This window comes from Pseudomonas sp. PVC-5-1 (genome assembly GCF_057444345.1).
The window spans coordinates 2,255,052-2,276,869 of sequence record NZ_CM172024.1 but is presented as its reverse complement, the minus strand read 5'-3'; the positions used below and the strand labels follow the sequence as shown (position 1 = coordinate 2,276,869).

At 64.9% G+C, this 21,818-nt stretch carries 23 protein-coding genes; 7 read left to right on the top strand and 16 right to left on the bottom strand.

Annotated elements, in window-relative coordinates:
- Nucleotides 1-17: 17 nt before the first annotated feature.
- On the bottom strand, nt 18-860 hold the full coding sequence (locus AC2T3R_RS10315) for a helix-turn-helix domain-containing protein (RefSeq protein ID WP_054571867.1): 843 nt from the start codon (nt 858-860) through the stop codon (nt 18-20).
- A gap of 281 nt (nt 861-1,141) precedes the next feature.
- On the opposite strand from AC2T3R_RS10315, the gene AC2T3R_RS10310 reads away from it, so the two are divergent.
- The 3 genes from AC2T3R_RS10310 (at nt 1,142) to AC2T3R_RS10300 (ending at nt 5,989) form a co-directional block, all read left to right on the top strand.
- Nucleotides 1,142-2,521: an APC family permease gene (locus AC2T3R_RS10310; protein WP_397462279.1), complete on the top strand. Its 1,380-nt coding sequence runs from the start codon at nt 1,142-1,144 to the stop codon at nt 2,519-2,521.
- 289 nt (nt 2,522-2,810) lie between these two features.
- A complete protein-coding gene (locus AC2T3R_RS10305) occupies nt 2,811-4,391 on the top strand; it encodes an aldehyde dehydrogenase (NADP(+)) (RefSeq protein ID WP_486745041.1) in 1,581 nt (526 codons plus the stop codon).
- A gap of 224 nt (nt 4,392-4,615) precedes the next feature.
- Nucleotides 4,616-5,989: an 8-oxoguanine deaminase gene (locus AC2T3R_RS10300; RefSeq protein WP_410953591.1), complete on the top strand. Its 1,374-nt coding sequence runs from the start codon at nt 4,616-4,618 to the stop codon at nt 5,987-5,989.
- 60 nt (nt 5,990-6,049) lie between these two features.
- Here AC2T3R_RS10300 and AC2T3R_RS10295 read toward each other — a convergent pair whose 3' ends face one another.
- Nucleotides 6,050-6,541: a GNAT family N-acetyltransferase gene (locus tag AC2T3R_RS10295; protein WP_015269979.1), complete on the bottom strand. Its 492-nt coding sequence runs from the start codon at nt 6,539-6,541 to the stop codon at nt 6,050-6,052.
- Between the two features lie 286 nt (nt 6,542-6,827).
- Between AC2T3R_RS10295 and AC2T3R_RS10290 the strand changes: the two genes are divergently transcribed.
- Nucleotides 6,828-7,196, top strand: a complete 369-nt coding sequence (locus AC2T3R_RS10290; protein WP_015269978.1) for a hypothetical protein — start codon at nt 6,828-6,830, stop codon at nt 7,194-7,196.
- 157 nt (nt 7,197-7,353) lie between these two features.
- On the opposite strand, the gene AC2T3R_RS10285 is transcribed toward AC2T3R_RS10290, so the two are convergent.
- Nucleotides 7,354-7,500, bottom strand: coding sequence for a DUF2986 domain-containing protein (locus AC2T3R_RS10285; RefSeq protein ID WP_023662626.1), 147 nt, complete (start codon nt 7,498-7,500; stop codon nt 7,354-7,356).
- A gap of 153 nt (nt 7,501-7,653) precedes the next feature.
- On the opposite strand from AC2T3R_RS10285, the gene AC2T3R_RS10280 reads away from it, so the two are divergent.
- Nucleotides 7,654-9,432, top strand: coding sequence for a phosphoethanolamine transferase CptA (locus AC2T3R_RS10280; protein WP_486745040.1), 1,779 nt, complete (start codon nt 7,654-7,656; stop codon nt 9,430-9,432).
- A gap of 138 nt (nt 9,433-9,570) precedes the next feature.
- Here AC2T3R_RS10280 and AC2T3R_RS10275 read toward each other — a convergent pair whose 3' ends face one another.
- Genes AC2T3R_RS10275 through AC2T3R_RS10260 form a run of 4 tightly spaced genes read right to left on the bottom strand, consistent with a single transcriptional unit; the run spans nt 9,571 to nt 12,977 of the window.
- Nucleotides 9,571-10,104, bottom strand: coding sequence for a PqiC family protein (locus AC2T3R_RS10275; protein ID WP_486745039.1), 534 nt, complete (start codon nt 10,102-10,104; stop codon nt 9,571-9,573).
- Nucleotides 10,105-10,115: 11 nt separating this feature from the next.
- On the bottom strand, nt 10,116-11,756 hold the full coding sequence (locus AC2T3R_RS10270) for a PqiB family protein (protein ID WP_486745038.1): 1,641 nt from the start codon (nt 11,754-11,756) through the stop codon (nt 10,116-10,118).
- Nucleotides 11,740-12,384, bottom strand: coding sequence for a paraquat-inducible protein A (locus tag AC2T3R_RS10265; protein WP_024086789.1), 645 nt, complete (start codon nt 12,382-12,384; stop codon nt 11,740-11,742). Before AC2T3R_RS10265 ends, AC2T3R_RS10270 begins: the two co-directional genes overlap by 17 nt.
- Nucleotides 12,381-12,977 (bottom strand): paraquat-inducible protein A, encoded by a 597-nt coding sequence (locus AC2T3R_RS10260; RefSeq protein WP_013972087.1) that lies wholly within the window; start codon nt 12,975-12,977, stop codon nt 12,381-12,383. The genes AC2T3R_RS10265 and AC2T3R_RS10260 overlap by 4 nt, the downstream gene beginning before the upstream one ends.
- 150 nt (nt 12,978-13,127) lie before the next feature.
- On the opposite strand from AC2T3R_RS10260, the gene AC2T3R_RS10255 reads away from it, so the two are divergent.
- A complete protein-coding gene (locus AC2T3R_RS10255) occupies nt 13,128-13,601 on the top strand; it encodes a hypothetical protein (RefSeq protein ID WP_367245556.1) in 474 nt (157 codons plus the stop codon).
- Between the two features lie 38 nt (nt 13,602-13,639).
- On the opposite strand, the gene AC2T3R_RS10250 is transcribed toward AC2T3R_RS10255, so the two are convergent.
- Nucleotides 13,640-14,545 carry a LysR family transcriptional regulator gene (locus tag AC2T3R_RS10250; protein ID WP_013972086.1) on the bottom strand — a complete coding sequence of 302 codons (906 nt, stop codon included), beginning with the start codon at nt 14,543-14,545 and terminating at the stop codon, nt 13,640-13,642.
- Nucleotides 14,546-14,696: 151 nt separating this feature from the next.
- Nucleotides 14,697-14,882 carry a hypothetical protein gene (locus tag AC2T3R_RS10245; protein WP_015269971.1) on the bottom strand — a complete coding sequence of 62 codons (186 nt, stop codon included), beginning with the start codon at nt 14,880-14,882 and terminating at the stop codon, nt 14,697-14,699.
- A gap of 200 nt (nt 14,883-15,082) precedes the next feature.
- Here AC2T3R_RS10245 and AC2T3R_RS10240 point away from each other — a divergent pair, with 200 nt between their 5' ends.
- Nucleotides 15,083-15,469 carry a VOC family protein gene (locus tag AC2T3R_RS10240; RefSeq protein WP_013972085.1) on the top strand — a complete coding sequence of 129 codons (387 nt, stop codon included), beginning with the start codon at nt 15,083-15,085 and terminating at the stop codon, nt 15,467-15,469.
- 7 nt (nt 15,470-15,476) lie between these two features.
- Here the strand turns inward: AC2T3R_RS10240 and AC2T3R_RS10235 are convergent, their stop codons facing one another.
- From AC2T3R_RS10235 to AC2T3R_RS10205, 7 genes are read right to left on the bottom strand one after another with little or no spacing between them, the layout of a single operon-like run.
- Complete coding sequence (locus tag AC2T3R_RS10235) at nt 15,477-16,844, bottom strand: sensor histidine kinase (RefSeq protein ID WP_280167923.1); 1,368 nt, start codon at nt 16,842-16,844, stop codon at nt 15,477-15,479.
- Nucleotides 16,841-17,503: a response regulator gene (locus AC2T3R_RS10230; RefSeq protein ID WP_289805799.1), complete on the bottom strand. Its 663-nt coding sequence runs from the start codon at nt 17,501-17,503 to the stop codon at nt 16,841-16,843. The genes AC2T3R_RS10235 and AC2T3R_RS10230 overlap by 4 nt, the downstream gene beginning before the upstream one ends.
- Before the next feature lie 2 nt (nt 17,504-17,505).
- Complete coding sequence (locus AC2T3R_RS10225; protein ID WP_486745037.1) at nt 17,506-18,147, bottom strand: tetratricopeptide repeat protein; 642 nt, start codon at nt 18,145-18,147, stop codon at nt 17,506-17,508.
- Nucleotides 18,144-18,950 carry an SDR family oxidoreductase gene (locus AC2T3R_RS10220; RefSeq protein ID WP_013972081.1) on the bottom strand — a complete coding sequence of 269 codons (807 nt, stop codon included), beginning with the start codon at nt 18,948-18,950 and terminating at the stop codon, nt 18,144-18,146. The genes AC2T3R_RS10225 and AC2T3R_RS10220 overlap by 4 nt, the downstream gene beginning before the upstream one ends.
- Entirely contained in the window at nt 18,937-19,617 is a 681-nt protein-coding gene (locus tag AC2T3R_RS10215; RefSeq protein WP_023663323.1) for an iron-containing redox enzyme family protein, read from the bottom strand. The genes AC2T3R_RS10220 and AC2T3R_RS10215 overlap by 14 nt, the downstream gene beginning before the upstream one ends.
- 15 nt (nt 19,618-19,632) lie before the next feature.
- A complete protein-coding gene (locus AC2T3R_RS10210) occupies nt 19,633-21,093 on the bottom strand; it encodes an AMP-binding protein (RefSeq protein WP_486745036.1) in 1,461 nt (486 codons plus the stop codon).
- Nucleotides 21,083-21,760 (bottom strand): thermostable hemolysin, encoded by a 678-nt coding sequence (locus tag AC2T3R_RS10205; RefSeq protein WP_003259304.1) that lies wholly within the window; start codon nt 21,758-21,760, stop codon nt 21,083-21,085. Before AC2T3R_RS10205 ends, AC2T3R_RS10210 begins: the two co-directional genes overlap by 11 nt.
- Nucleotides 21,761-21,818 lie beyond the last annotated feature (58 nt).

The window sequence follows — 21,818 nt, the reverse complement described above, 5'->3', positions numbered from 1 at the left end:
TGCAGGGTGGCTTGCGATCAGCGCAGCTTGCCCATGTAGCTTTCCAGCGGGTCCTTGCCCAGCACGCCCTGGGCATTGGCCAGCGCGTCGATGAACAGGGAGAACAGCTCGGACTGGGTGCCGATGTCGAGCTTGGCGTAGACGTTCTTGCGGTGTGACTTGATGGTGTCCTCCGACACCCCCAGGCGCTCGGCCAGCGACTTGGTCGAGTGGCCCCGCAGGATCAGCTGGGCGATGCGGCATTCACGCTCGGTCAGCAGCGAGCTGCCGAAGTTGTTCAGCGCCGCGTGGATGCGCTGCTCGAGAATGTTCTCGAAGCGCCCGGCGCGGCTGTCCAGCCCGGCGAAATGCTTGCTGAGCACCGCCAGCACCCAGGGCGTGATACGCGCGAACAACGCACGGGTTTGCCCATCGAGCTTGTCGGTGAACGCCAGCGATACTGCCAGGCTCTGCCCGGGCGCGACCTGCAGGATGTAGTTGAGCTCATCCTCCAGGTGCGAGTGCCGGTAGAACGACTGGTAGTACTCGCTGACCTCGAAATGGTCGGGCGCCACTTCGAACAGGCCGTAGCAGCCGGACTCGACCTGCTCCACACAGGCGCCGTAGAACGGGTCGAGCAGATAGAAGCCGGACAGGTAGCGGCTGACATTGCCCTCGGGCTGCCAGGGCGCCTTGTCGTCCTGCTCGAACAGCGCGCAGGGCATGCCGTCGTGCGGGTACAGGTACACCGTGGTCGCCTGGATCGGTCGGATCACGCCAAACGCAGCAAACAGGGAGGCGGCAAAGCCCGGTCGGCCGATCGCCTCGGTGACCTTGGCCAGGTGCTCGAACCACTGTTGCGAAAGCAATTGATCAGTCACTGTGGGCCTGCCGTCTCAAGTAAAGGCACCGCCGCCAGTGCGGTGCGTCGTTGGCCAGATACTCCCATGGCACTGCAAACACCGAAATCACCCTTTGGGGTGAGCCGGCAAAGCCCCCTCCCGGCTCACCCCAAAGGGTGATTCCGGGTACCGACGGGGTGTGGGAGCATCAACCCGCCCCAGCGCTGCGAGCCACCCGCTCGACCTCCTTGCACAACACCCACCGGTATCGAGCCCGCTCGCATACCGCGGCGTCCTGCATCCCTTTCCAGGAGTTAGCAATGCATACAACAACAAGTACAGCCCATAGCCCTGCACATAGCCCGTCGCAACCCACCGCCAGTAACGGCCGTTTCCGCAAGTCCATGGGGCTGCCCGCCCTGGTGCTGTTCGGCCTGGCCTACATGGTCCCACTTGCAGTATTCACCACCTATGGGCTGGTCACCCAGATGACCAAGGGGCACCTGCCCATCGCCTACCTGCTGACCCTCGCCGCCATGCTGCTGACCGCCTACAGCTATGGCCGCATGGTCCAGGCCCACCCCTACTCCGGCTCGGTCTACACCTACACCCGCAAGGCGTTCGGCAGCCACATCGGTTTCATCACCGGCTGGACCCTGCTGCTCGACTACATCTTCCTGCCGCTGCTCAGCTACCTGCTGATCGGCATCTACATGTCGGAGTACTTCCCGGCCATCCACGCCTGGGTGTGGGTGGCGGGCTCCATTGCCCTGGTCACCTTCCTCAACCTGATCGGCATCGAGTCGATCACCCGGGTGAACTGGATCCTGGTGGTGGTGCAACTGGTGTTCATCGTCGTGTTCGTCGCCCTGTCCATCCACAACCTCAGCGGGCAGGCGCAGCCGGTGTCGCTGCTGGCGCCGTTCCACCACGAAGGCTTCAGCGTGCCGTTGATCATGACCGGCGCCGCCGTGCTGTGCCTGTCGTTCCTGGGCTTCGATGCGGTCTCGACCATGGCCGAGGAAACCAGCAACCCGACCTACCGCATTCCCGTGGCAATCCTTGCCGTGTCGCTGATCGGCGGCATGTTGTTCCTGGTGGTATCGTACTGCGCACAGATGGTGTTCCCTGACTGGGGCAGCTTCGCCGACCCGGACTCGGCGTCGGTGGATGTGATGCGCCGGGTTGGCGGCGAGCTGCTGGTGACCGCCTTCACCGCCACCTACGTGGCCGGCTGCTTCGCCTCGGCCATGGTGTCCCAGGCCAGCGTGTCGCGAGTGCTGTTCGCCATGGGCCGCGACGGTGCGTTGCCCCGCGCGTTCGGCCAGCTGGTGACGAAAAAGCGCGTACCGGCCACGGCCATCCTGCTGGTCAGCCTGCTGTCGCTGATTGCCTTGGTGATCACCCTCGACACGGTGGCAAACATGATCAGCTTTGGCGCGCTGTTCGCCTTTTCGGCGGTGAACCTGGCCGTGGTCAAGCACTACCTCATCGACCAGAAGCTGCGTGGTGGTCGCAACTACTTGCTGTATGGCGCCATTCCCGGCCTGGGCTTCCTCAGCACGTTGTGGCTGTGGAGCAGCCTTACCAGCCTGTCGTTTACCATCGGTTTGTGCTGGATGGGCATGGGCCTTGTGGTGCTGCTGGGGCTGACCCGCGCGTTCCGGGTGAAGCTGCCTGAGTTGCAGATGGCCGAGTGACATAAACAGCGCCCCCACAACCGCCTTGCCCAGACCTGGACGCCTGCGCGGTCGTTGTGGGAGCGGGCGTGCCCGCGAACACCGGCAAAGCCGGTGCCATACACCGTGTCGGGCGCTTCGCGGGCGCGCCCGCTCCCACAGGGAATGGCACACGCTCGAACATTGTTCCTCAATAGCAGGCCACGCGATAACAGAACGTTATCACCTGATCCGCATTAATCATTATTCAGCACGCATTTCGCCCCCTACAGTCCCAGCCCATCGACTGTCATTGCCAACGGGAAACGAAATGTCCATCGAACATCGCCTGAACCACATCGCCGGCCAGCTCAGCGGCAACGGTGAAGTGCTGCTGAACAGCGTCGACGCCCACACCGGCGAGCCTCTGCCATACGCCTTCCACCAGGCGACCAGCGACGAAGTCGATGCCGCCGTGCAGGCCGCCGAGGCTGCCTACCCGGCCTACCGCAGCACCAGCCCGGCACAGCGCGCCGCCTTCCTCGACGCCATCGCCAACGAACTGGACGCACTGGGCGATGACTTCGTCCAGCATGTGATGCGCGAAACCGCTCTACCCGAGGCACGCATCCGCGGCGAGCGTGCCCGCACCAGCAACCAGCTGCGCCTGTTCGCCGATGTGGTGCGCCGTGGCGATTTCCTCGGTGCGCGCATCGACCGTGCGCAGCCCGAGCGCACCCCGCTGCCACGCCCGGACCTGCGCCAGTACCGCATCGGCGTCGGCCCGGTGGCCGTATTCGGTGCCAGCAACTTCCCGCTGGCCTTCTCCACCGCCGGCGGTGATACCGCCTCGGCGCTGGCGGCCGGCTGCCCGGTGGTGTTCAAGGCCCACAGCGGGCACATGCTGACCGCTGCCCACGTGGCCGCGGCCATTGACCGCGCGGTGGCCGGCAGCGGCATGCCAGCAGGTGTGTTCAACATGATCTATGGCGCCGGCGTGGGTGAAGCACTGGTCAAGCACCCGGCCATCCAGGCGGTCGGCTTCACCGGGTCGCTGCGTGGTGGTCGCGCCCTGTGCGACATGGCGGCTGCGCGCCCGCAGCCGATCCCGGTGTTCGCCGAAATGAGCAGCATCAACCCGGTAATTGTCCTGCCCCAGGCCCTGCAGGCCCGTGGCGAGCAGGTAGCCGGCGAACTGGCCGCCTCGGTAGTGCTGGGTTGCGGGCAGTTCTGCACCAACCCGGGCCTGGTGGTGGGCATCAAGTCGCCGCAGTTCGAACGCTTCGTGCACACGCTGGTGGCGCGCATGGCCGACCAGGCGCCGCAGACCATGCTCAACGCCGGCACCCTGCGCAGCTACCAGAGCGGTGTACAGCACCTGCTGGCGCACCCTGGCATCCAGCACCTGGCCGGGCAGCCACAAGCCGGCAAGCAGGCCCAGCCGCAGCTGTTCAAGGCGGACGTGAGCCTGCTGCTGGACAGCGACCCGCTGCTGCAGGAAGAAGTGTTCGGCCCGGCCACCGTGGTGGTGGAAGTGGCCGATGCCCAGCAACTGGCCGAAGCGCTGCGCCACCTGCAAGGCCAGCTGACGGCCACCCTGATTGCCGAACCGGACGACCTGCGTGCCTTTGCTGCGCTGGTGCCGCTGCTGGAGCGCAAGGCCGGGCGCCTGCTGCTGAACGGCTACCCGACCGGCGTTGAGGTATCGGACGCGATGGTGCATGGCGGGCCATACCCGGCCACCTCCGATGCCCGAGGCACTTCGGTCGGTACCTTGGCCATCGACCGCTTCCTGCGCCCGGTGTGCTTCCAGAACTACCCGGATGCGCTGCTGCCGGAGGCGCTGAAAAGTGCCAACCCGCTGGGGATTGCGCGGTTGGTGGATGGGGTCGCCAGCCGTGGGGCGGTTTGATCTGACATTGAGGTAGCCTGTACTGGCCTCTTCGCGGGCTCGCCCGCTCCCACAGGTACTGCACAGAATTCCAGAACTGTGCCGTACCTGTGGGAGCGGGCAAGCCCGCGAAGAGGCCGGCACAGGATTACCAGCCCTGTATACAATCCACAAAAACCTTGCTTACAATGCCATGCGCCTATGACATCGGTAATCGCCGATGCGTATTGCGACAGGCTTAAGCCATGTCATCTACAAATGCTCCAAGAACGCTACTGGTCAAAAACGCCGAACTGCTGGTCACCATGGACGGCGAACGCCGCGAGCTCAAGAACGGCGGAATGTTCATCGAAGGCAACCTGATCCGTCAGGTCGGCCCCAGCGATACCCTGCCACAGCACGCCGATGTGGTGCTGGACATGGCCGGCAAGGTGGTCATCCCGGGCCTGGTCAACACCCACCACCACATGTACCAGAGCCTCACCCGCGTGGTACCGGCAGCCCAGGACGGCGAACTGTTCAACTGGCTGACCAACCTGTACCCGATCTGGGCACGCCTGACCCCCGAGATGATCGCGGTGTCGACCCAGACCGCCATGGCCGAACTGATCCTGTCCGGCTGCACCACCTCCAGCGACCACCTGTACATCTACCCCAACGGCTGCAAGCTCGACGACAGCATCCATGCCGCCGACGAGATCGGCATGCGCTTCCACGCCGCGCGCGGCAGCATGAGCGTGGGCCGCAGCCAGGGCGGACTGCCGCCTGATTCGGTGGTGGAAAAGGAAGCCGACATCCTCAAGGAATCCCAGCGCCTGATCGAGGACTATCACGACGCCAGCCACGGCTCGATGCGCCGCATCGTGGTGGCGCCCTGCTCGCCGTTCTCGGTCAGCCGCGACCTGATGCGCGAAGCAGCCGTGCTGGCGCGCCAGTACGGGGTGTCGTTGCACACCCACCTGGCCGAGAACGTCAACGACATCGCCTACAGCCGCGAGAAGTTCGGCATGACCCCCGCCGAATATGCCGAAGACCTCGGCTGGGTCGGCCACGACGTTTGGCACGCCCATTGCGTGCAACTCGACCAGCATGGCATCGAGCTGTTCGCCCGCACCGGCACGGGTGTCGCCCACTGCCCATGCTCGAACATGCGCCTGGCCTCGGGCATCGCGCCGGTGCGCAAGATGCGCGACCATGGGGTGCCGGTGGGCCTTGGGGTCGACGGTTCGGCATCCAACGACGGCGCCAGCATGATCGGTGAAGTGCGCCAGGCCTTGCTGCTGCAACGGGTTGGTTTCGGCCCCGACGCGATGACTGCGCGCGAGGCGCTGGAAATTGCAACGCTCGGCGGCGCCAAGGTGCTCAACCGCAATGACATTGGCGCACTGGCGCCAGGCATGGTGGCCGATTTCGTCGCCTTCGACCTTGGCCACGTGGCCTATGCCGGTGGCCACCACGACCCGTTGGCGGCGCTGGTGTTCTGCACCCCGACCCAGGTGCACACCAGTGTCATCAATGGCCGTGTAGTGGTGAAGGACGGCCAGCTGGCCACGGTCGACCTGCCACGGGTGCTGGAGCGCCACAACCAGTTGGCACGCCAGTTGGTCAGCGGCGAATAAGCAACCATTCGGGGCCGCCTTGGCGGCCCATCGCCGGCAACGCTGCCGTGTCTTGCGAAATCAGAGGACCATGAGCATCTCATGCCAGGCCATGCCGCCGTGGTCCGACGGCGACGGTTTCACGTACTGATAGCCCAGCTTCCGGTACAACGCCACATGCTGTTCCTTGCACATCAGGTGAATGGTCAGCTTGCCCGCCGCCTTCATGCGTGCGATGAATTCATCCATCAACTGCTTGGCGTAGCCTTTGCCCTGGTACGCCGGGTCAACCACCACCGACATGATCACCACGTTTGGCGCCGCCGGGTCGTGCCCGACCAACTCCTTGAATGCCTCATCGGACATCACCACTTCGTGGGCACAGCCGCTATTGATGAAACCGACGATCTCGCCCGCGTTTTCCAGCACCAGGAAGCCCTGCGGATACTGCGCGATGCGGGTGCGGATCTTCTCCAGCGTGGCCGCCTCGTCGCCTTCGTAGGCACCGATTTCGATGGCATAGCAGCGTTCGGCATCGGCGACTGTGGGGGTGCGAAACTGGGGGGCGCTCATGGCGGGTTTCCTTGGTAATGGTCAAAAACGGCCGCCATGGTAAATGAGCTCCGCTGCCACAGGTACAGCTTGTTTTGTGTTGTCATAGGCGCAAGGTGCCCTTTTTTGAAGCGCTGAAGTTCTACAAGTTGTTGCCGCTGCGAACTTTTTCCCGTTTACCGGTCTATGTGGGAGGCACAGAAAGGAAACGGAACGCGAGACTAGGTTCGCCCGACACCTGCTGGCCTGATGGCTCAATTGTTATCAGAGGTTGGCTTCGCTCATGAAAATACATGTCGCAAGGTTGATGCTGCTCGGCCTGTTCTCGTTCGCGGCGATGGGCACGGCATCGGCAACACAGATGAAGGCGCCCGCAGTGGCTGCCCCGGCGGTTCAATCACCGTTGCAGCCTGCCGGCAACCCCTGGTCCAGGGTGGCCAGTGTGGCCGATGAACAGCCAGCCACGTTGCTGGCCCACGATGACGACCGCTGGCATGACCACCGCAGCGACTGGCGCCGCGAACAGTGGCGCCGCGAGCAGGCCCGCCGTGATTGGGAGCGCCGGCGAGACTGGGAACGCCGACGCGACTGGGAACGGCGCCGCGACTGGGAGCACCGCCATGAGCGGGCCATGCACCACCGCTACAATGATGACCACCGCTACTATCGCCGCTGACCGCAAGCAGCCAACGCGAGCCCTGTAGGAGTGGCCTTGTGTCGCGATCGGGCCGCAAAGCGGCCCCGGCGATATCTGCTTCAATGCAGAAATCGTGGGGCCGCTCTGCGGCCCGATCGCGACACAAGGCCGCTCCTACAAGGTCCGCGCCAGCCAGTCAGGTGGGGGTATCCCCCGCAGCCTCGGCCTCCATCTTCAAACGGTCGGCCTTGCAAATGTACTTGGGCTTGCGCGGCGCCAGCTTGGCACTGGCCTTCTTGGCGTGCGCCTGCAGTAGCTGCTTGATCTTCTTGCGACGGTTCATTCTCACTCGACCTGTCAGTCCGGTTTGGCTGAATACATCATACCTTGCCTGGGCCAGCGTCTCGTTGACGTTATTTTCACGCTCGGCAGATTAGCGTCACGCCCTTTCCGGCCACGAGCACATCCGCTGGCCGCCAAGTACGACGAGGCATACGTGTCACACACTCCATCCCCCTCCTCGCCCAAGCGCGTGGATTGGGCCGGCCTGGGCTGGCTTTTGCTGTTCTTCTGGTACTTCTCGGGGGTGACCCAGGCGTTGCTGCTGTTCAGCGGTACCACCGGGTTCGCCGGCTTTCGCGATGCATTCTTCCTCAGCAGCCTGTGGCTGGCACCGGTACTGCTGCTGCCGCGCTTCACCCGCGCCACGGCCGCAGGTATAGGCCTGGTGCTGTGGGCCGCTTCACTGGTGGGCCTGAGCTACTTCGGCATCTATCGCCAGGAGTTCTCGCAAAGCGTCATTTTCGTGATGTTCGAGTCCAACACCGCCGAGGCCGGTGAGTACTTCAGCCAGTACTTCAGCGCCTGGCTGGGCCTGGCATTGCTGTTGTACACGCTGGGGGCGGTGCTGCTGTGGAAGCGCGTACGCCCGGTCAGCCTGCCACTGCGCAGCCGCCTGCCGGTGGTCGCCTTGTTGCTGTTGGCCAACCTGGTGTACCCGTTCTACAAGCAGATGGTCACCCAGGAGCGCAGCTTCGCCGACGCGGCGGAGAAAGTGCAGCAACGCATGGAGCCCGCCGTGCCCTGGCAACTGCTGGTCGGCTACCGCCAGTACCGCCAGCAACTGGACAACATGCAAGAGCTGCTGGCCAAGAACGCCGCGCTGCCGCCCCTGCAGAACCTGCGTGACAGCAGCGGTGCAGCGCCACGCACGCTGGTGCTGGTGCTGGGCGAATCCACCACTCGCGAACACATGCACCTGTATGGCTACAACCGCGACACCACGCCCAACCTCGATGCGCTGGCCGCCAGCGACAAGGGCCTGACGGTGTTCCGCAACGTGGTGTCGCCACGCCCGTATACCATCGAAGTGATGCAGCAGATCCTCACCTTCGGCGACGAGCAGAACCCGGACCGTTTCCTCACTGACCCGTCACTGATCAACCTGATGAAACAGGCCGGCTACAAGACCTTCTGGATCACCAACCAGCAGACCATGACCAAGCGCAACACCATGCTGACCACCTTCTCGCAGCAGACGGACGCGCCGGTCTATCTGAACAACCAGCGCAACCAGAATGCCAGCCAATACGACGACGTGGTGCTGTCGCCGTTCGAGAAGGCCCTGCAGGACCCGGCGCCAAACAAGTTCATCATCGTGCACCTGCTGGGTACGCACATGGACTATCGCTACCGCTACCCGGACGACTACGCGCACTTCAACGACCGTCAGGGGGTGCCCGGCAAGCTGACGGACGACCAGGTGCAAACCTACAACTTCTACGACAACGCGGTGCGCTACAACGACTACGTGGTGTCTAGCCTGATCAAGCGTTACTCGGCCAGTTCCCCCAATGGTTTCCTGCTGTACCTGTCCGACCATGGCGAAGATGTGTACAGCTCTGGCAACCACGACCGCCTGGGGCGCAACGAAGGCGCGCCGACCCGGCCGATGTACACCATCCCGTTCTTGCTGTGGACTTCGCCAAGCTGGCAGGCCGAGCACCCGCGCGACTTGCAGGCGATGGCCGATCGCCCCTACAGCAGCTCGCACCTGATCCATACCCTGTCCGACCTGGCCGGGCTGAGCTACGACCGTTACGAGCCGGCCAAGAGCCTGGTGAGCCCGCAGTTCCTGGTGGCGCCGCGCTGGATCGGCGACCCGTACCGCAAGGATGGCCTGCGCGACTTCGACCAGTTGCCAATGGACAAAACCGAGCGGGGACAGGAAACGGTCAGCAATGGCAAGAAACAGAATGCTGGACGCCTGAACTGATTGCTTGTAGGAGCGGCCTTGTGTCGCGACAGGGCCGCGAAGCGGCCCCCGGCTTTCAGCGTTACAACAACGATTGCTGGGGCCGCCATGCGGCCCTATCGCGACACAAGGCCGCTCCTACAACGGTCCGCGAGATGCTCAGGATGCAGAACAGCTGCCCTGCCGGGCACTCCCCCGCACCGCCTCGGCCAGTTTGCGCAGATTGGCCTGGTGGGCATTGACCAGGCTGGCGATGCTGTTGTCTGCGGGCGTCTGTAGCGAGGTACGGCAGGTCAGTTCGGCCTCCCCCGAGCGCGTCAGGCGCCATACCGCCTCCAGCGAGGCGTAGCGCCCCGGCACGGTATCGAAGCGCTGCACGTCCACCCGCAGCAACACCTTGCCGCCACCCACCGGCCCGCCCAACTGGTCCTGCAAGGCGCTGCGAAACTCATCCACCAGGTTGGCACCCCACCACTCCGTCTCGAGGATGGCCAGGCCGCTCTGCCCTTGTCGCACCACCAACTGCGGGCGGTCCACCTGCGGCGGCACGACCACCCTCGCCACCTGGATGCGCTGGCCACCGTCGCGCACCGGTTCGCTCGGTACCAGCGTGTGATAGTTGTTCGGGGTACTGCTGCAGCCCAACAGCACTGCCAGCAGGCCGGCGCCACATACATTGCGCAGTCGAAGCATCGGCTGTCTCCTCAGGGTTCCAGCTCGGCGGCAGTGGCCGCTTTCGGCCGGCCGCGTATCAGTGATTCGGGGTGCCGCCCCAGGTAATCGGCAAGGTCTCGCAGCGAACGCGACATGCGCTCCAGTTCGTCCAGGGTTTCCCCCATCCGCTCGCGCTGCGGCGAGTCCTCGGAAATGGCCGAATTGGCCGTGCGCAGGGTCTTGTGCACTTCGTCCAGTGCCACCTTCACCTCCGGCAGCGTCTGGCCATTGAACTGCTTGAGGCTGGCACGCAGCTCTCGCAGGCTGCCGTCCAGGTTGCTGGCGATGCTCTCCAGCGGCAGTTTGCTGATGCGCTCCACCACCCGCTGCAGCTGCTCCTGGAGCTGCTCCAGGCTGCCGGGCAATGTGGGGATGATGATAGGGTCTGCGGTCTTGTCGAAGGCCACCTTGGGGGCATCCGGGTAGAAGTCCAGGGAGATGAACATCTGCCCGGTGATCAGGTTGCCGCTGCGCGCCTGGGCCCGCAGGCCGTGCTCGACGAAGGTGCCGATCAACCGTCGCGCGCCGTCCATGTCACCTTCGGAATGCTTGAACACAGACAGCATCTTGCGGTGTACCGGCCCCAGCCGCTGCGGGTAGATCACCGCTTCGACCACCACCGGGAAGGTCTGGCGGGTGGCATCATAGTCGAGCTGCACCGATGTGACTCGGCCAAACTCGACCCCCTTGAACTCCACTGGGGCGCCTACCGACAAGCCGCGCATGGCCTGGTCGAAGCGCAACTGCAGGTACTGGGCCTGGCCACTGGGTGGTGCCAGGGCGGTATCGCGGTCGGCAAACAGCTGGAAGTGCGCCTGGTCGGCAGCAGGCTCGGCTTGCGGGGCGAAGTCGGGCGAGCCAAAGGCCAACCCGCCCACCAGGATCGATGACAGTGATTCGGTATCGATCTTCAGGCCGTTGGCACCGATCTGCATGTCGACGCCACTGGCGCTCCAGAAGCGGGTATCGGCGGTGACGAAGCTGTCGTAAGGGGCCTGCACGAACACGCCGATCTCCACGCCCTTGCCATCGCCCTGCAGGGCAAAGGACACCACTTCGCCCACCGGGATCTTGCGGTAGTAGATCGACGAGCCAATATCCAGCGAGCCCAGGTCACTTGCGGTCAGCACAAAGCGCTTGCCCTTTTCGTCGTAGGTGATCGGCGGTGGCAGCTCCAGGCCGACAAAGGACTTTTCCGGCACTTTCGATTCGCCGGAATCCGCCCCGATGAAACTGCCCGACAGCAGCGTGTCCACGCCGGACACGCCGCCCACGCCAATGCGTGGCCGTACCACCCAGAAGCGCGCCCCCTGGGTGGCGAACGCACGGGCGTCGTTGGACAGCTGGACCTTGGCGACCACGCTCTTCTTGTCGTCGGCCAGGTCCACCGTGGTGACTTCGCCGATCACCACGCTGCGGTACTTGACCTGGGTCTTGTGCGCCACCAGCCCTTCCCCGGTGTGGAAGGAAATGGCGATGACCGGGCCCTGCTGCATCCAGTTGCGCACCACCAGCGAAGCGCCGATCAGGATCGCCAGTATCGGCACGATCCATACCAGCGACACGCTCCAGCGCCGGGTGCGCACTTCAACCTGCCCCGCGCCATCGCGCTTGTCAGTCTGTTGCACCATCAATGCGGCCTCCCTCGTTGGTACGGCTATCCCAGATCAGGCGTGGATCGAAGCTCATCGCAGAAAACATGGTCAGTACCACCACCATGCCGAAAAACAGGATGCCCACCCGCGGCTCGATGGTGCCCAGCCCGCGCAGTTGCACCAGCGCCGCCACCAGCGCCACCACCATCACATCGAGCATCGACCAGTAGCCGATAAGCTCGACGAAACGGTACAGCTGCGAGCGCTGCCGGCAGGCCCAGGTAGAACCGCGCTGGGCGGTGAACAGCAACAGGCCGAGCGAGAAGAACTTGATGGCCGGCACACCCACGCTGGCAATGAAGATGATCAGCGCGATGTCCCAGGCCCCTGCCTCCCAGAACTCCAGCACGCCGCCGCCGATGGTGCTTTCGCTGCCACTGCCGAGCATTTCGGTGTGCATCACTGGCAACAGGTTGGCGGGAATGTAGAAAACCAGCGCCGCCAGCAGAAACGCCCAGCCACGGCTGATGGCATTGGCCTTGCGCCGGTGGATGGCGGCACCACAGCGCTCGCAGGTGTGCTTGTCGCTGCCCAGTTCGCAGGCCTGACCGCAGCCATGGCACAGGCACAGGCCCAGGTCGTCGGCGTTGGCCGGGGTATTCATACCTGCTCCCAAAGGCCGCGGATGTCCTTGCCGGCGATATGGATGATCAGCATGCTCAGCGCTGCCAGCGCCAGCAGGCCGATGCCAGGTATCACGTCGAGAAACCCCGCCAGCTTGATCACCGCCACCATCGCCCCCAGCAGGCACACCTCCAGCATGCTCCAAGGCCGCAGGCCCTCCAGGCTGCGCATGCACAGGGCAAAACCGGGGGCGCGCTGGCCGGCCAGGGCGAAACCCAACACCCAGCACAAGAGGGTAATCTGCAGCACCGGCGCAAAGATGATCGACAGGGCCATGACCAGGGCGATGAAGGTGATGCTGCCGTGGCTGAGGATCTGTACCGAGTCCCATAATGTCGCGGAATGGGTGAGCCCTTGCATGCCGATGGTCATCACCGGGTAGGCGTTGGCGAACACCAGCAGGATGCCACCCGTCACACTCAGGGCCAGGCGTTGCTGCACCGTCAGCGAGGTATGCCGGTACAGTACGCCGCCACAGCGCTGGCAAACGGCGCGCTGGTGCTTGAGCAGCGGCGCACGGTGGTACACCGTGTCACAGTACTCACAGATGATCAGTTGCTGGCTCTGGCTCATGGGGTTTCCACAGGTAGCCCGGATTCACGCCGTGATACGCAGGCGAACCACGTTTGATATCCGGTTTAGACCATCCCGGCAAAACTGCCATCATCGGCAGCAAATAGAACTATCCTGTGAAACGGGATCCCCACCCGCTGGAGGTTTGCCATGCGTACGTTCACGTGGAGTTGCCTGCTGGTGCTGCTGTGCGCGGCATCGGCAGCCCAGGCGCAGTCGGTGGTGCCGCTCAAGGGCCAGAGCAGCCAGCAGATGCAACTGGATATCAATGATTGCAATACTGTCGCGACCAATGCCGCGAACAGTGCCGCGACCTCCAGCGACCCCCATGTCGGTGGCCGGGTACGCGGTGCCGCCGCCGGCGCGGTTGCCGGTGCGGCAGGCGCGCAGGTGCGCGGCAACCAGCACGACGAGCTGTATGACCGGGTCGGTGACGATGCCAAGGAGCAATACCGACAGAACCGCGCCGGCGAAGTGGCCGCCGCCGGTGCTGCGGTCGGTGGCATGCGCCAGCGTCAGGACCGCCGTCAGGACCGGCGCGGCCAGGACGAAGCGAAAACCCAGGCTCATGCCAGTGCCTATGCCGGCTGCCTGCAAGGGCGCGGCTATCAGGTCAACCCCTGACCAACGGGCACGCCATGCTCCTGCATGGCGTGCCCGTTTCAGAACTTGGCCAGTTCTTCCCGGCAAAACTCGACGAACAACTGCGCCGGCTTGGTCAGTTGCACCCGCTTCAACCACGCCGCTGCCAGCCCTGACAGCGCCACTGGCTCGGCTATATCCAGCATGGCCAGGCGTTGCCCGTCGTAGGTGTACTCCGAATGCGGCCGCGTCACCAGCAACGAAAAGCCAAAGCCCTGCCCGACCATGCCGCGTACCATCTCGATCGACGGCGAACTGAAGACGATATTGGGCGTCAGGCCCATTTCGTTGAACAGGCTGACGAAGTAGGTACGGCTGGGGGCGACGTCCAGCAGGATCATCGGCTCCGGGCACAGATCGCGCAGCGACACCTGGGCCTGCCCGGCGAAGCGGTGGTTCTCGGGGAGCAGCACATAGGGCTTCTGCGGCGGCATGAGCGGCTCGGCCTCGATGGTGCCGTCCAGGTCATGGTCGTAGAGGAACGCCAGGTCGAAGGTACCGGCAGTCAGACCCTGGATCAGGTCCTGCTGCTCGCCGTCGCGCAGGCGGATATCCACCCCCGGGTAACGCTGGCGAAAGCCCGCGATCAGGCGCGGCAGGTACAGCGGTGCCACGGTTTCGAAGCAGCCGATGTCGATTTGCCCGGCCACGGTGTCGTTGTCGGCCAGGGCGTTCTGCTCGAATTCGTGGGCCATCTGCAGCAGCGACTTGGTCTTGGCATAGAAGCGCTTGCCGCTGGGCGTCAGTGACACACCCTGGGCGTGGTGGCGGATGAACAGCTGCACGCCAAAGCTTTCTTCCAGGCTCTTGATGGCCGTGGAGATGGACGGCTGGGCAATGTACAGCTGGCGTGAAGCTTCGGCCACGCTGCCGGCCTCGACGGTGGTAACGAAGTACTTGAGTTGTCGCAATGTGTAGGCCGCCACGGGCACCTCTCTGACGCCGGTCTGGGCGCGCTGGGATCATGCCTGTCACTTTACCCTCGGCAGCGGCTGGGTGGGGGCCAGGTGATGAAGGATTTACCTATGGCTTGAGCAGGTTTTTACGAGGGGCGCGATGCGCCCCCCCCCCTTTGCTTCACTCGAAATCGATATTGGCGATTACACAGTCATCACCAATCAGCTTGTACCCTGGCCTGCAGGGCATGCCGACTACTGGCCCTATACCGCGCTTGCGCCGGGACAACGTTGCCTGCGGTTCTGCATTTTCCAGCTGTTCGTGGTCGAGCGTGTCGTCTGGCTCGTTAACGGGTTCTTCTTGCATGGGGTTCACTCCTTGGTTTGGGTGGTATCGCCCGATCAACGCTACAACCCCCATTGCCACCAACCCATCTGGAACTTTGACCGTGAAGAGAAATGCTGTCGGATCGCGTTGCAGGGTTAGCAGTGAACCCGGTGCCCTGGCCAAATGCCGCTGATTGTCTTTACTGGTACTCAACGACTCCAGGCATACGGTGTGCGTTCATGAAGATCATAGTCACCAGCATCCTCGTCGACGACCAGGCCAAGGCCCTGGCTTTCTACCACTACGTACTCGGTTTCGAGCCCAAGCACGACATCCCCATGGGCCGACACCGCTGGCTGACCCTCACCTCCCCCAACGACCCCAACGGCGTCGAGCTGCTGCTCGAGCCCGACGCGCACCCGGCCGCCAAGGTCTACAAAGCCGCGCTCAAGCAGGACGGCATCCCCGCCACCTCGTTCGGCGTGCGGGACATCCAGGCCGAATATACCCGGCTGTGCGCAGCGGGCGTGCAGTTCACCCAACCGCCTACTGCCATGGGGCCGGTCACCGTAGCGGTGTTCGATGACACTTGCGGCAACCTGATCCAGATCGCCCAGAAACACTAGCAAGCGTTCAGGGCTCCACGGGCAGGCGCAAGGTCGCGCGCAATCCGTGTGGCGTCTGGTTGCGCAACTGCACGCTGCCACCCAGGCGGGTCATGATGGTGCTGACGATCGACAACCCCAGCCCGGCGCCATTGGTCGAGCCCTTGCTGTAGAAGCGCTCGAATACCCGCTGCTGGTCGACTTCGGCGATGCCCGGCCCTTCGTCGTCGACACTGACCAGCAAGGCCTGCCCTTCGCACTGCAGTGTCACGGTGACCCGACCGCCTGCCGGCGAATGGTCCACGGCATTGGCCACCAGGTTCTGCAAGGCAATACCCAGCGCGCCAGCGTCGGTGTGCAAATGGTAGTCGCCGGCGGCGATGTCCAGCGAAGGCTCCAGCCCGCGCTCCAGTATCCAGGGGGTAAGCTCTGCCAGAGTCTCGGCCACCACGCCCTCCAGGTCCACCCGCGGCCAGTCACGCCGGCCTGGTCGCGGCTCCAGGCGGGCCAGGGTCAACAGCTGGTTGACCACCCGGGCAAGGCGGTCGACACCGCCCATCAGGAACTGCAGGGCCTTGTCCCGCTCGGCAGCGCTGTCTGCATTCAGGGCGTTCTGCGCATGCAGGCGCAGGATGGCCAAGGGCGTGCGCATCTCGTGGGCAGCGTCGGCGATGAAACGGTGTTCGCGGCGCAGCAGGTCGTCGATCTGCCCGAGCAGGCGGTTGATCGCCGCCTGCATCGGCTCCAGCTCCTTAGGCAACGGCACCAGCTGCAACGGCTCGAGCGACTCGGCGTGGCGGGCGCGGATCACCCTGGCCATGTTCTGCAGCGGCCGCAGCCCCCAGCCTATGGCCGCCCACACCAGCAAGGCCAGGGCCAGGCTGCCGAACAGGAATGGCAACAGCGTGTGCTGCACGATGCGTTCGATCAGGTCGTTACGCACGTCGTTGCGCTCGCCCACCCAGATCACCCAGTGTTTTTCCGGCACCGGCAAGACAAAACTGCGCCAACGGCGCCCATCCACCACCACGTCGGCGAAACCCGGCACCCGCGGCGCCTGCCCCAGCTGCGGGGCGCTGGGCGTGTGTACCAGCAGCCCGCCGTCGTCGGCCCATACCTGGAAGGCCAGCTTGCTCTCGTAGCGGTGCCCCACCTTGTGGTGCCCGGCCTTGCTCAAGGCCTCGTCGAAGGCGCGGTACAACTCGTCACGGCTCTGCTCTTGCACCGGCAGGCTCATGATGCCCTGCAGCAGCCGGGCGTTCTGCGCCAGGTGGGCGTCGTACACTTCGTTAATTTCGTGGCGGCTGTCGTGATAGTTGTACAGCGCCAGCAACCCGCTGCCGACCAGCAACAGCAGCATCACCCGCCACAAGGTGCGTTGGCGCAACGAGCTCATGACTTGCGTTCCACCAGGTAGCCAATCCCGCGCACGGTGCGGATCAGGCCGTTAAACAGCTTCTTGCGCAGGTGGTAGATGTTCACTTCCAGGGTGTTGCTCTCCGGCTCTTCATCCCAGCCATACAGCAACTGGGTCAAGCGTTCGCGGGTGAACACCTTGCCCGGCTGGGCCAGCAGCTCGTGCAGCAGCAGGTATTCCTTGGGCGTGAGTACCACCGGCTGGCCCAGGTAGTGCACCTGCTGGCTGACCGGATCCAGGCATACCCCGGCATGCTCTATCAGCACCCGGGCGCGGCCGCTACTGCGCCGCAGCAAGGCCCGCAAGCGGGCCTTGAGTTCGTTGAGGTCGAAGGGTTTGACCAGGTAGTCATCGGCGCCGGCATCCAGCCCGGCAATGCGGTCATCGGTGGCGTCGCGGGCGGTCAGCACCAGCACTGGCAGGCTCTTCCCGGCCGCACGCAGGCGCCGCAGCAACTCGATGCCATCCAGGCGCGGCAAGCCCAGGTCGAGGATGGCCAGGTCGAACTCTTCGTGACACAGGGCATGCAAGGCACTGGCGCCATCCTGCAACCAGTCGAGGGTATAGCCCTCGCGGCGCAGGCCGTCACAAATCCCCTCCCCCAACGCGACGTCATCTTCTACCAGCAGCAGGCGCATGCTTAATCCTGTTTGTCCTTGATCGCGTTGAGTAAAGCATCGATTTCACCACGCCGGCCCTGGTCGGCCAACTCTCTCCCGGGCCGGGGCGGTGCCTGCAACGCCTTTTGCAGGGCGGCACGGGCTTCGTCGTAGCGGTTTTGCCGGTACAGGTGGTCGGCCCAGAAATAGTTGCTGTCGATACCGTCCGGGTTGATCGCCAGCGCCTGGCGCAGCATGGCCTCGGCCTTGGCCTGGTCGCCGAAGCTCAATGGCCAGCCGGGCACTTGGTCGTACAGCGCGCCCAGGCTGGTGTAGGCCGAGCCCTGCAGGGCCTTGGGGTCCATGGCCAGGGCCTTTTCCAGGCTGGCGCGGGCGGCCTTGACCTTGCCCAACGCGCCCAGCCCACCGGTGGCGCCGGCCCAGCTGCTGTTGACGATGCCGTCCCAGATCAGCGGCTCGGCCGAGCCCGGATGCTGGCGCACCAACGCCGCCGACTGTGCCGCCAGGGCCTCGAATGCCCCGGCACGCTGGGCTTCGGGCAGGTTATAGCGAACCACCGCCCAGCGCTGCTGGATGGCGTTGAGTTGCTGGGTACCGTTCTGGTCGAGGGCCCAGGTGAACGGGGCGATGGCCAGCAGGCTGGCCAGTATCAGACATTTCATTTGCTCGACTCCTTGCTGTGCCAGTTGCTGTAGCGACGGATCAGCGGCAATTGCTTGCGCAGGGCGCGGTCGACCACGCCTGGCAGCATGCCGTTAAGGCGCACGAAGAGTTTCTCCGGCCAACCCAGGTACAGTTCGCTGCGCTCGGCCTGTACCGCGTCGAGCACCGCCCGGGCGACATCCTGCGGGTCATCGACGCCTACCTTCAACGCCTGATTAAGGGCCTGCGCGGCGCTACTGTTCATCGTCGTGCGGGTAGTGCGCGGTGCGGCATACAGCACGTTCACCGAGGTGTCGGCAAGCTCGCGGCGCAATGCCTCGGAGAACCCGCGCAAGGCAAACTTGCTGGCGCAGTAGGTGGCATAGCCTGGGTAGCCGATGGAGCCGTAGATCGACCCCACGTTCACCACCAGCGCACTGGGCTGGGCGCGCAGCAGCGGAAGGCACAGGCGGGTGAGCTGCACGGCGGCCTTGATGTTGAGGTCGAACAACTCGTCGAGGGCGGCCTCGTCCATCTGTTCGAGCAAGGCGAAGCGGTTGACCCCGGCGGCGTTGATCAACAGGTTGCAACTACCCATCGCCCGCGCTGCCTCCAGCACGTCACGGCGGCCTTCGGCGCAGCGCAGGTCGGCCTGCTGCCAGCGCAATTGCCCGGGGTAGCGCGCCATCAGTTCGGTCAGCTTGCCCTGCTGCCGGCTGACCGCCAGCACGCGAGCACCGGCACTGCATAGCTGGGCCGCCAACTCCAGGCCGATGCCACCGCTGGCACCGGTGAGCACCGCCACGCAATCAGGCAAGCGCATGCTTTACCTCCTGCTGCGCGGTACGCGGCAGCCCTTCGAACATGGCGGTATACAGGCGATACACCACTTTGGCAGCGTGGATTACCGCCTGCTGGTCTTCGGGCTGGTCCAGACGGTTCATCAGGCCACGGTAGGTGGCCATGTGGTCCTGGTCCAGGGCGCCGTGGGAACTCAGGTAGCTGAACGCCTTGTCCGGCAGGCCGAGGCTGCTCTGCAGGGTACCGGCTGCCTGGGTGGCGAGGGCAATGCTGGTGCCTTCGAGCACGTTGACCATACCGAACAGCCCGACCGGGTTGCCACGGGCAATCTGGTCGTAGAGAAATGCCACCATCAGCTCGATGGGCAATGCCGGCCGGCCGCCGGCCACCTGGTGCGGGTCGCCACCGCAGGCGGCGATGTCATCGAGAATCCAGCGCTCATGGCCGTACTCCTCGTCGATGTACTCGCACACTGCGCCGCGCAGCCACTCAAGCCGCGCCGGCAAACGGGCCCCGCAGGCCATCATCAATGGCACGGTGTGCCGCACGTGGTGGTAAGCCTGGGTGAGAAAGGCCACATAGGCCTCGAGGCTGGCCTTGCCGGCCAGCGCGTCGCGGATGACCGGGACACTGAACAATGCCGTACGCTCGTCGGCGGTTTCCTGCTGCAGCATGTCGAAGAAAAGCATGGCAAACCTCGTAGATCATTGAAGGTCGGATAACAGGGACTGGTAACACCGCAGGATCTGTTCGCGGCGTGGCCGGCCGTTGGCGGTCAGGGTTTGCCCGGCGGCACTCAAAGGTTCGGGCAGACGCCGCCAGGCATGCACCCGGGCATAGTCCGGCAGGCCGGCATTGGCCTGGCGGATGGCCTGTTCCAGGGTGTGGTCGTCAGCCTGCGGGTCCAGCGGCCAGATCAACGCCAGGTTGTGTGCCAGGCCTTCGCCGTGGACGAACGCCTGGGCGATCACCCCGCCCTGGGTCAGTTCGGCCTCGACCCATTCGGGGTTGACGTTGCGCCCGAAGCTGGTGCTGTACTGGTGCTTCTTGCGCCCGGCCAGGTACAGGAAGCCGTCGCTGTCGAAGTGGCCCAGGTCACCGGTCGACAACCACGGCTCGCTGAAGGGTGGTTCGCCCAGGTAGCCGAGCAACGCCGAACCGGCCACCAGCACTTCGCCATCTTCGGCAATGCGCACCTGCACATGCGGCAGCGGCCGCCCGACACTGCCCGCACGATGCGCCCCGGGGCGGTTGAGGCATACCACCGAAGCGCATTCGGACAAGCCATAGCCCTCGAACACCGGTAGCCCGATGGCCTGGGCCCGGGCCAGCAGGCTCGGCGCCACCCGCGCACCGCCCACCGCCACGAAGCGCAACGGGCCGACCCGCATCAGGCCGCGCTCGATGGCGGTGACCAGCCCAAGCAGCAGTTGCGGCACCAGGATCAGGCTTTCGGCACCACTCAAGGCGATGGCGCCCAGCAATTGCTTGAAGTCGACCTGACTGGCACCGCGAAAACCCAGTTGCGCCTGCGGATACAGGGCAATGCTCGCCCCGGCCAGCAGGGCCGCGTACAGGCCCAGGTTTTCCAGCAGCACCGCCAGAGGCAATACCGCCAGGTACTTGCCGGGCGCCGTGGGCCGGCTGGCAGCCTCCAGCTCACGCGCTACCCGCAGCATGGCCTCGGCGCTCAGGCATACGCCCTTGGGTGCACCGGTACTGCCGGAGGTGTAGGTAATCTTCGCGGTACCCGGTGGCAAGGGTGCGGCCGCTGGCGGCTGCCGGCTCCAGAAGCGCTCACCGGCAGAGAAGCCGCTGGCGTGCAAGTCGTCAGCGAAGGCCTCGTCGGCCAGCGCCAGCACAGCCCCGCTCTGTGCCAGGCAGTGGCGGCGCTGGGCGCTGCTGAAGAACGCCGGCAGAATAACGATGGGGCGCGCCGCGAACAGCGCAGCCAGGTCCCAGAACAGCGCCTCGGGACCGTTCTCCAGGGCCAGGGCGAAAGTGCCCGGTGGCTGCGCGCTCAGCCAGGCCTGGCGTTGCTCGACCTCGTCCAGCAATTGTTGATAGGTGAACGGCCCGCCAAGGCCCAGCAACGCCGGTTGTGCCCCTCGGTGGCGGGCATGCAGTTGCAACACTTCCCTGAACAGCTGGCATTCACGCGGCATGGCCGGCCTCCTGCACGCTCGCGGGCAAGCCCAGCCGCTCGAAAACGCCGCCGCGGGCCAGGGCTGCATGGCCGTAGCCGATGTTGCCAACGAACACTTGCGGGTGCTGAGCGTAGTAACTGCCCCAACTATCGGCATCGCCGTTCAGCCGGCCAGGGTCGGCCACAGCCAGCGCCGTCGGCACCAGGCCCAGGCGATGAAAGCTGTTGACCAGGGTCGCGGCACCGGTGAAGGCCACCCACTGCAAACCGCGGGCGGCCAGCAACCAGGTCACGGCAATGATCATGATCCGCGCGCTGCCGGCGCTGAGCGCGGCCAGGTTGCCCACTTCGACCAGCTGTGCACGGCTCACCGAGCTGCCAGACAGCCGGGTCACGGCCGCTTCCAGCGGCTCATCCAGGTAACGCTCGAGGAAGGTCGGCCCACTGCTGGCCAGGCGTATGCCGGCGGCGGCCATCAGGCGCCCGTGGCTGTCATGCAGGCCGAGCAGTTCGGGCAGGTAGTGCTGCACGTCGGCGTGGTGCGCGCAGGCAAAGCGGGCGTGAATGAACTGTTCCAGCTCGTCGCGCCCGGGCTCCCCCGGGCGTTTCAGCGTCATGCGGGCAAGCCGCTCGCCGTGGCTGCCGATAGCCAGTGGAAACAGGCTGGCGCTGTCTGCCTGAGTCATGGCGGTCCCCCTTTCAAGTCAGGTGTTGGGGGCAGTATCAGGGGGCAATCTGAAGCCA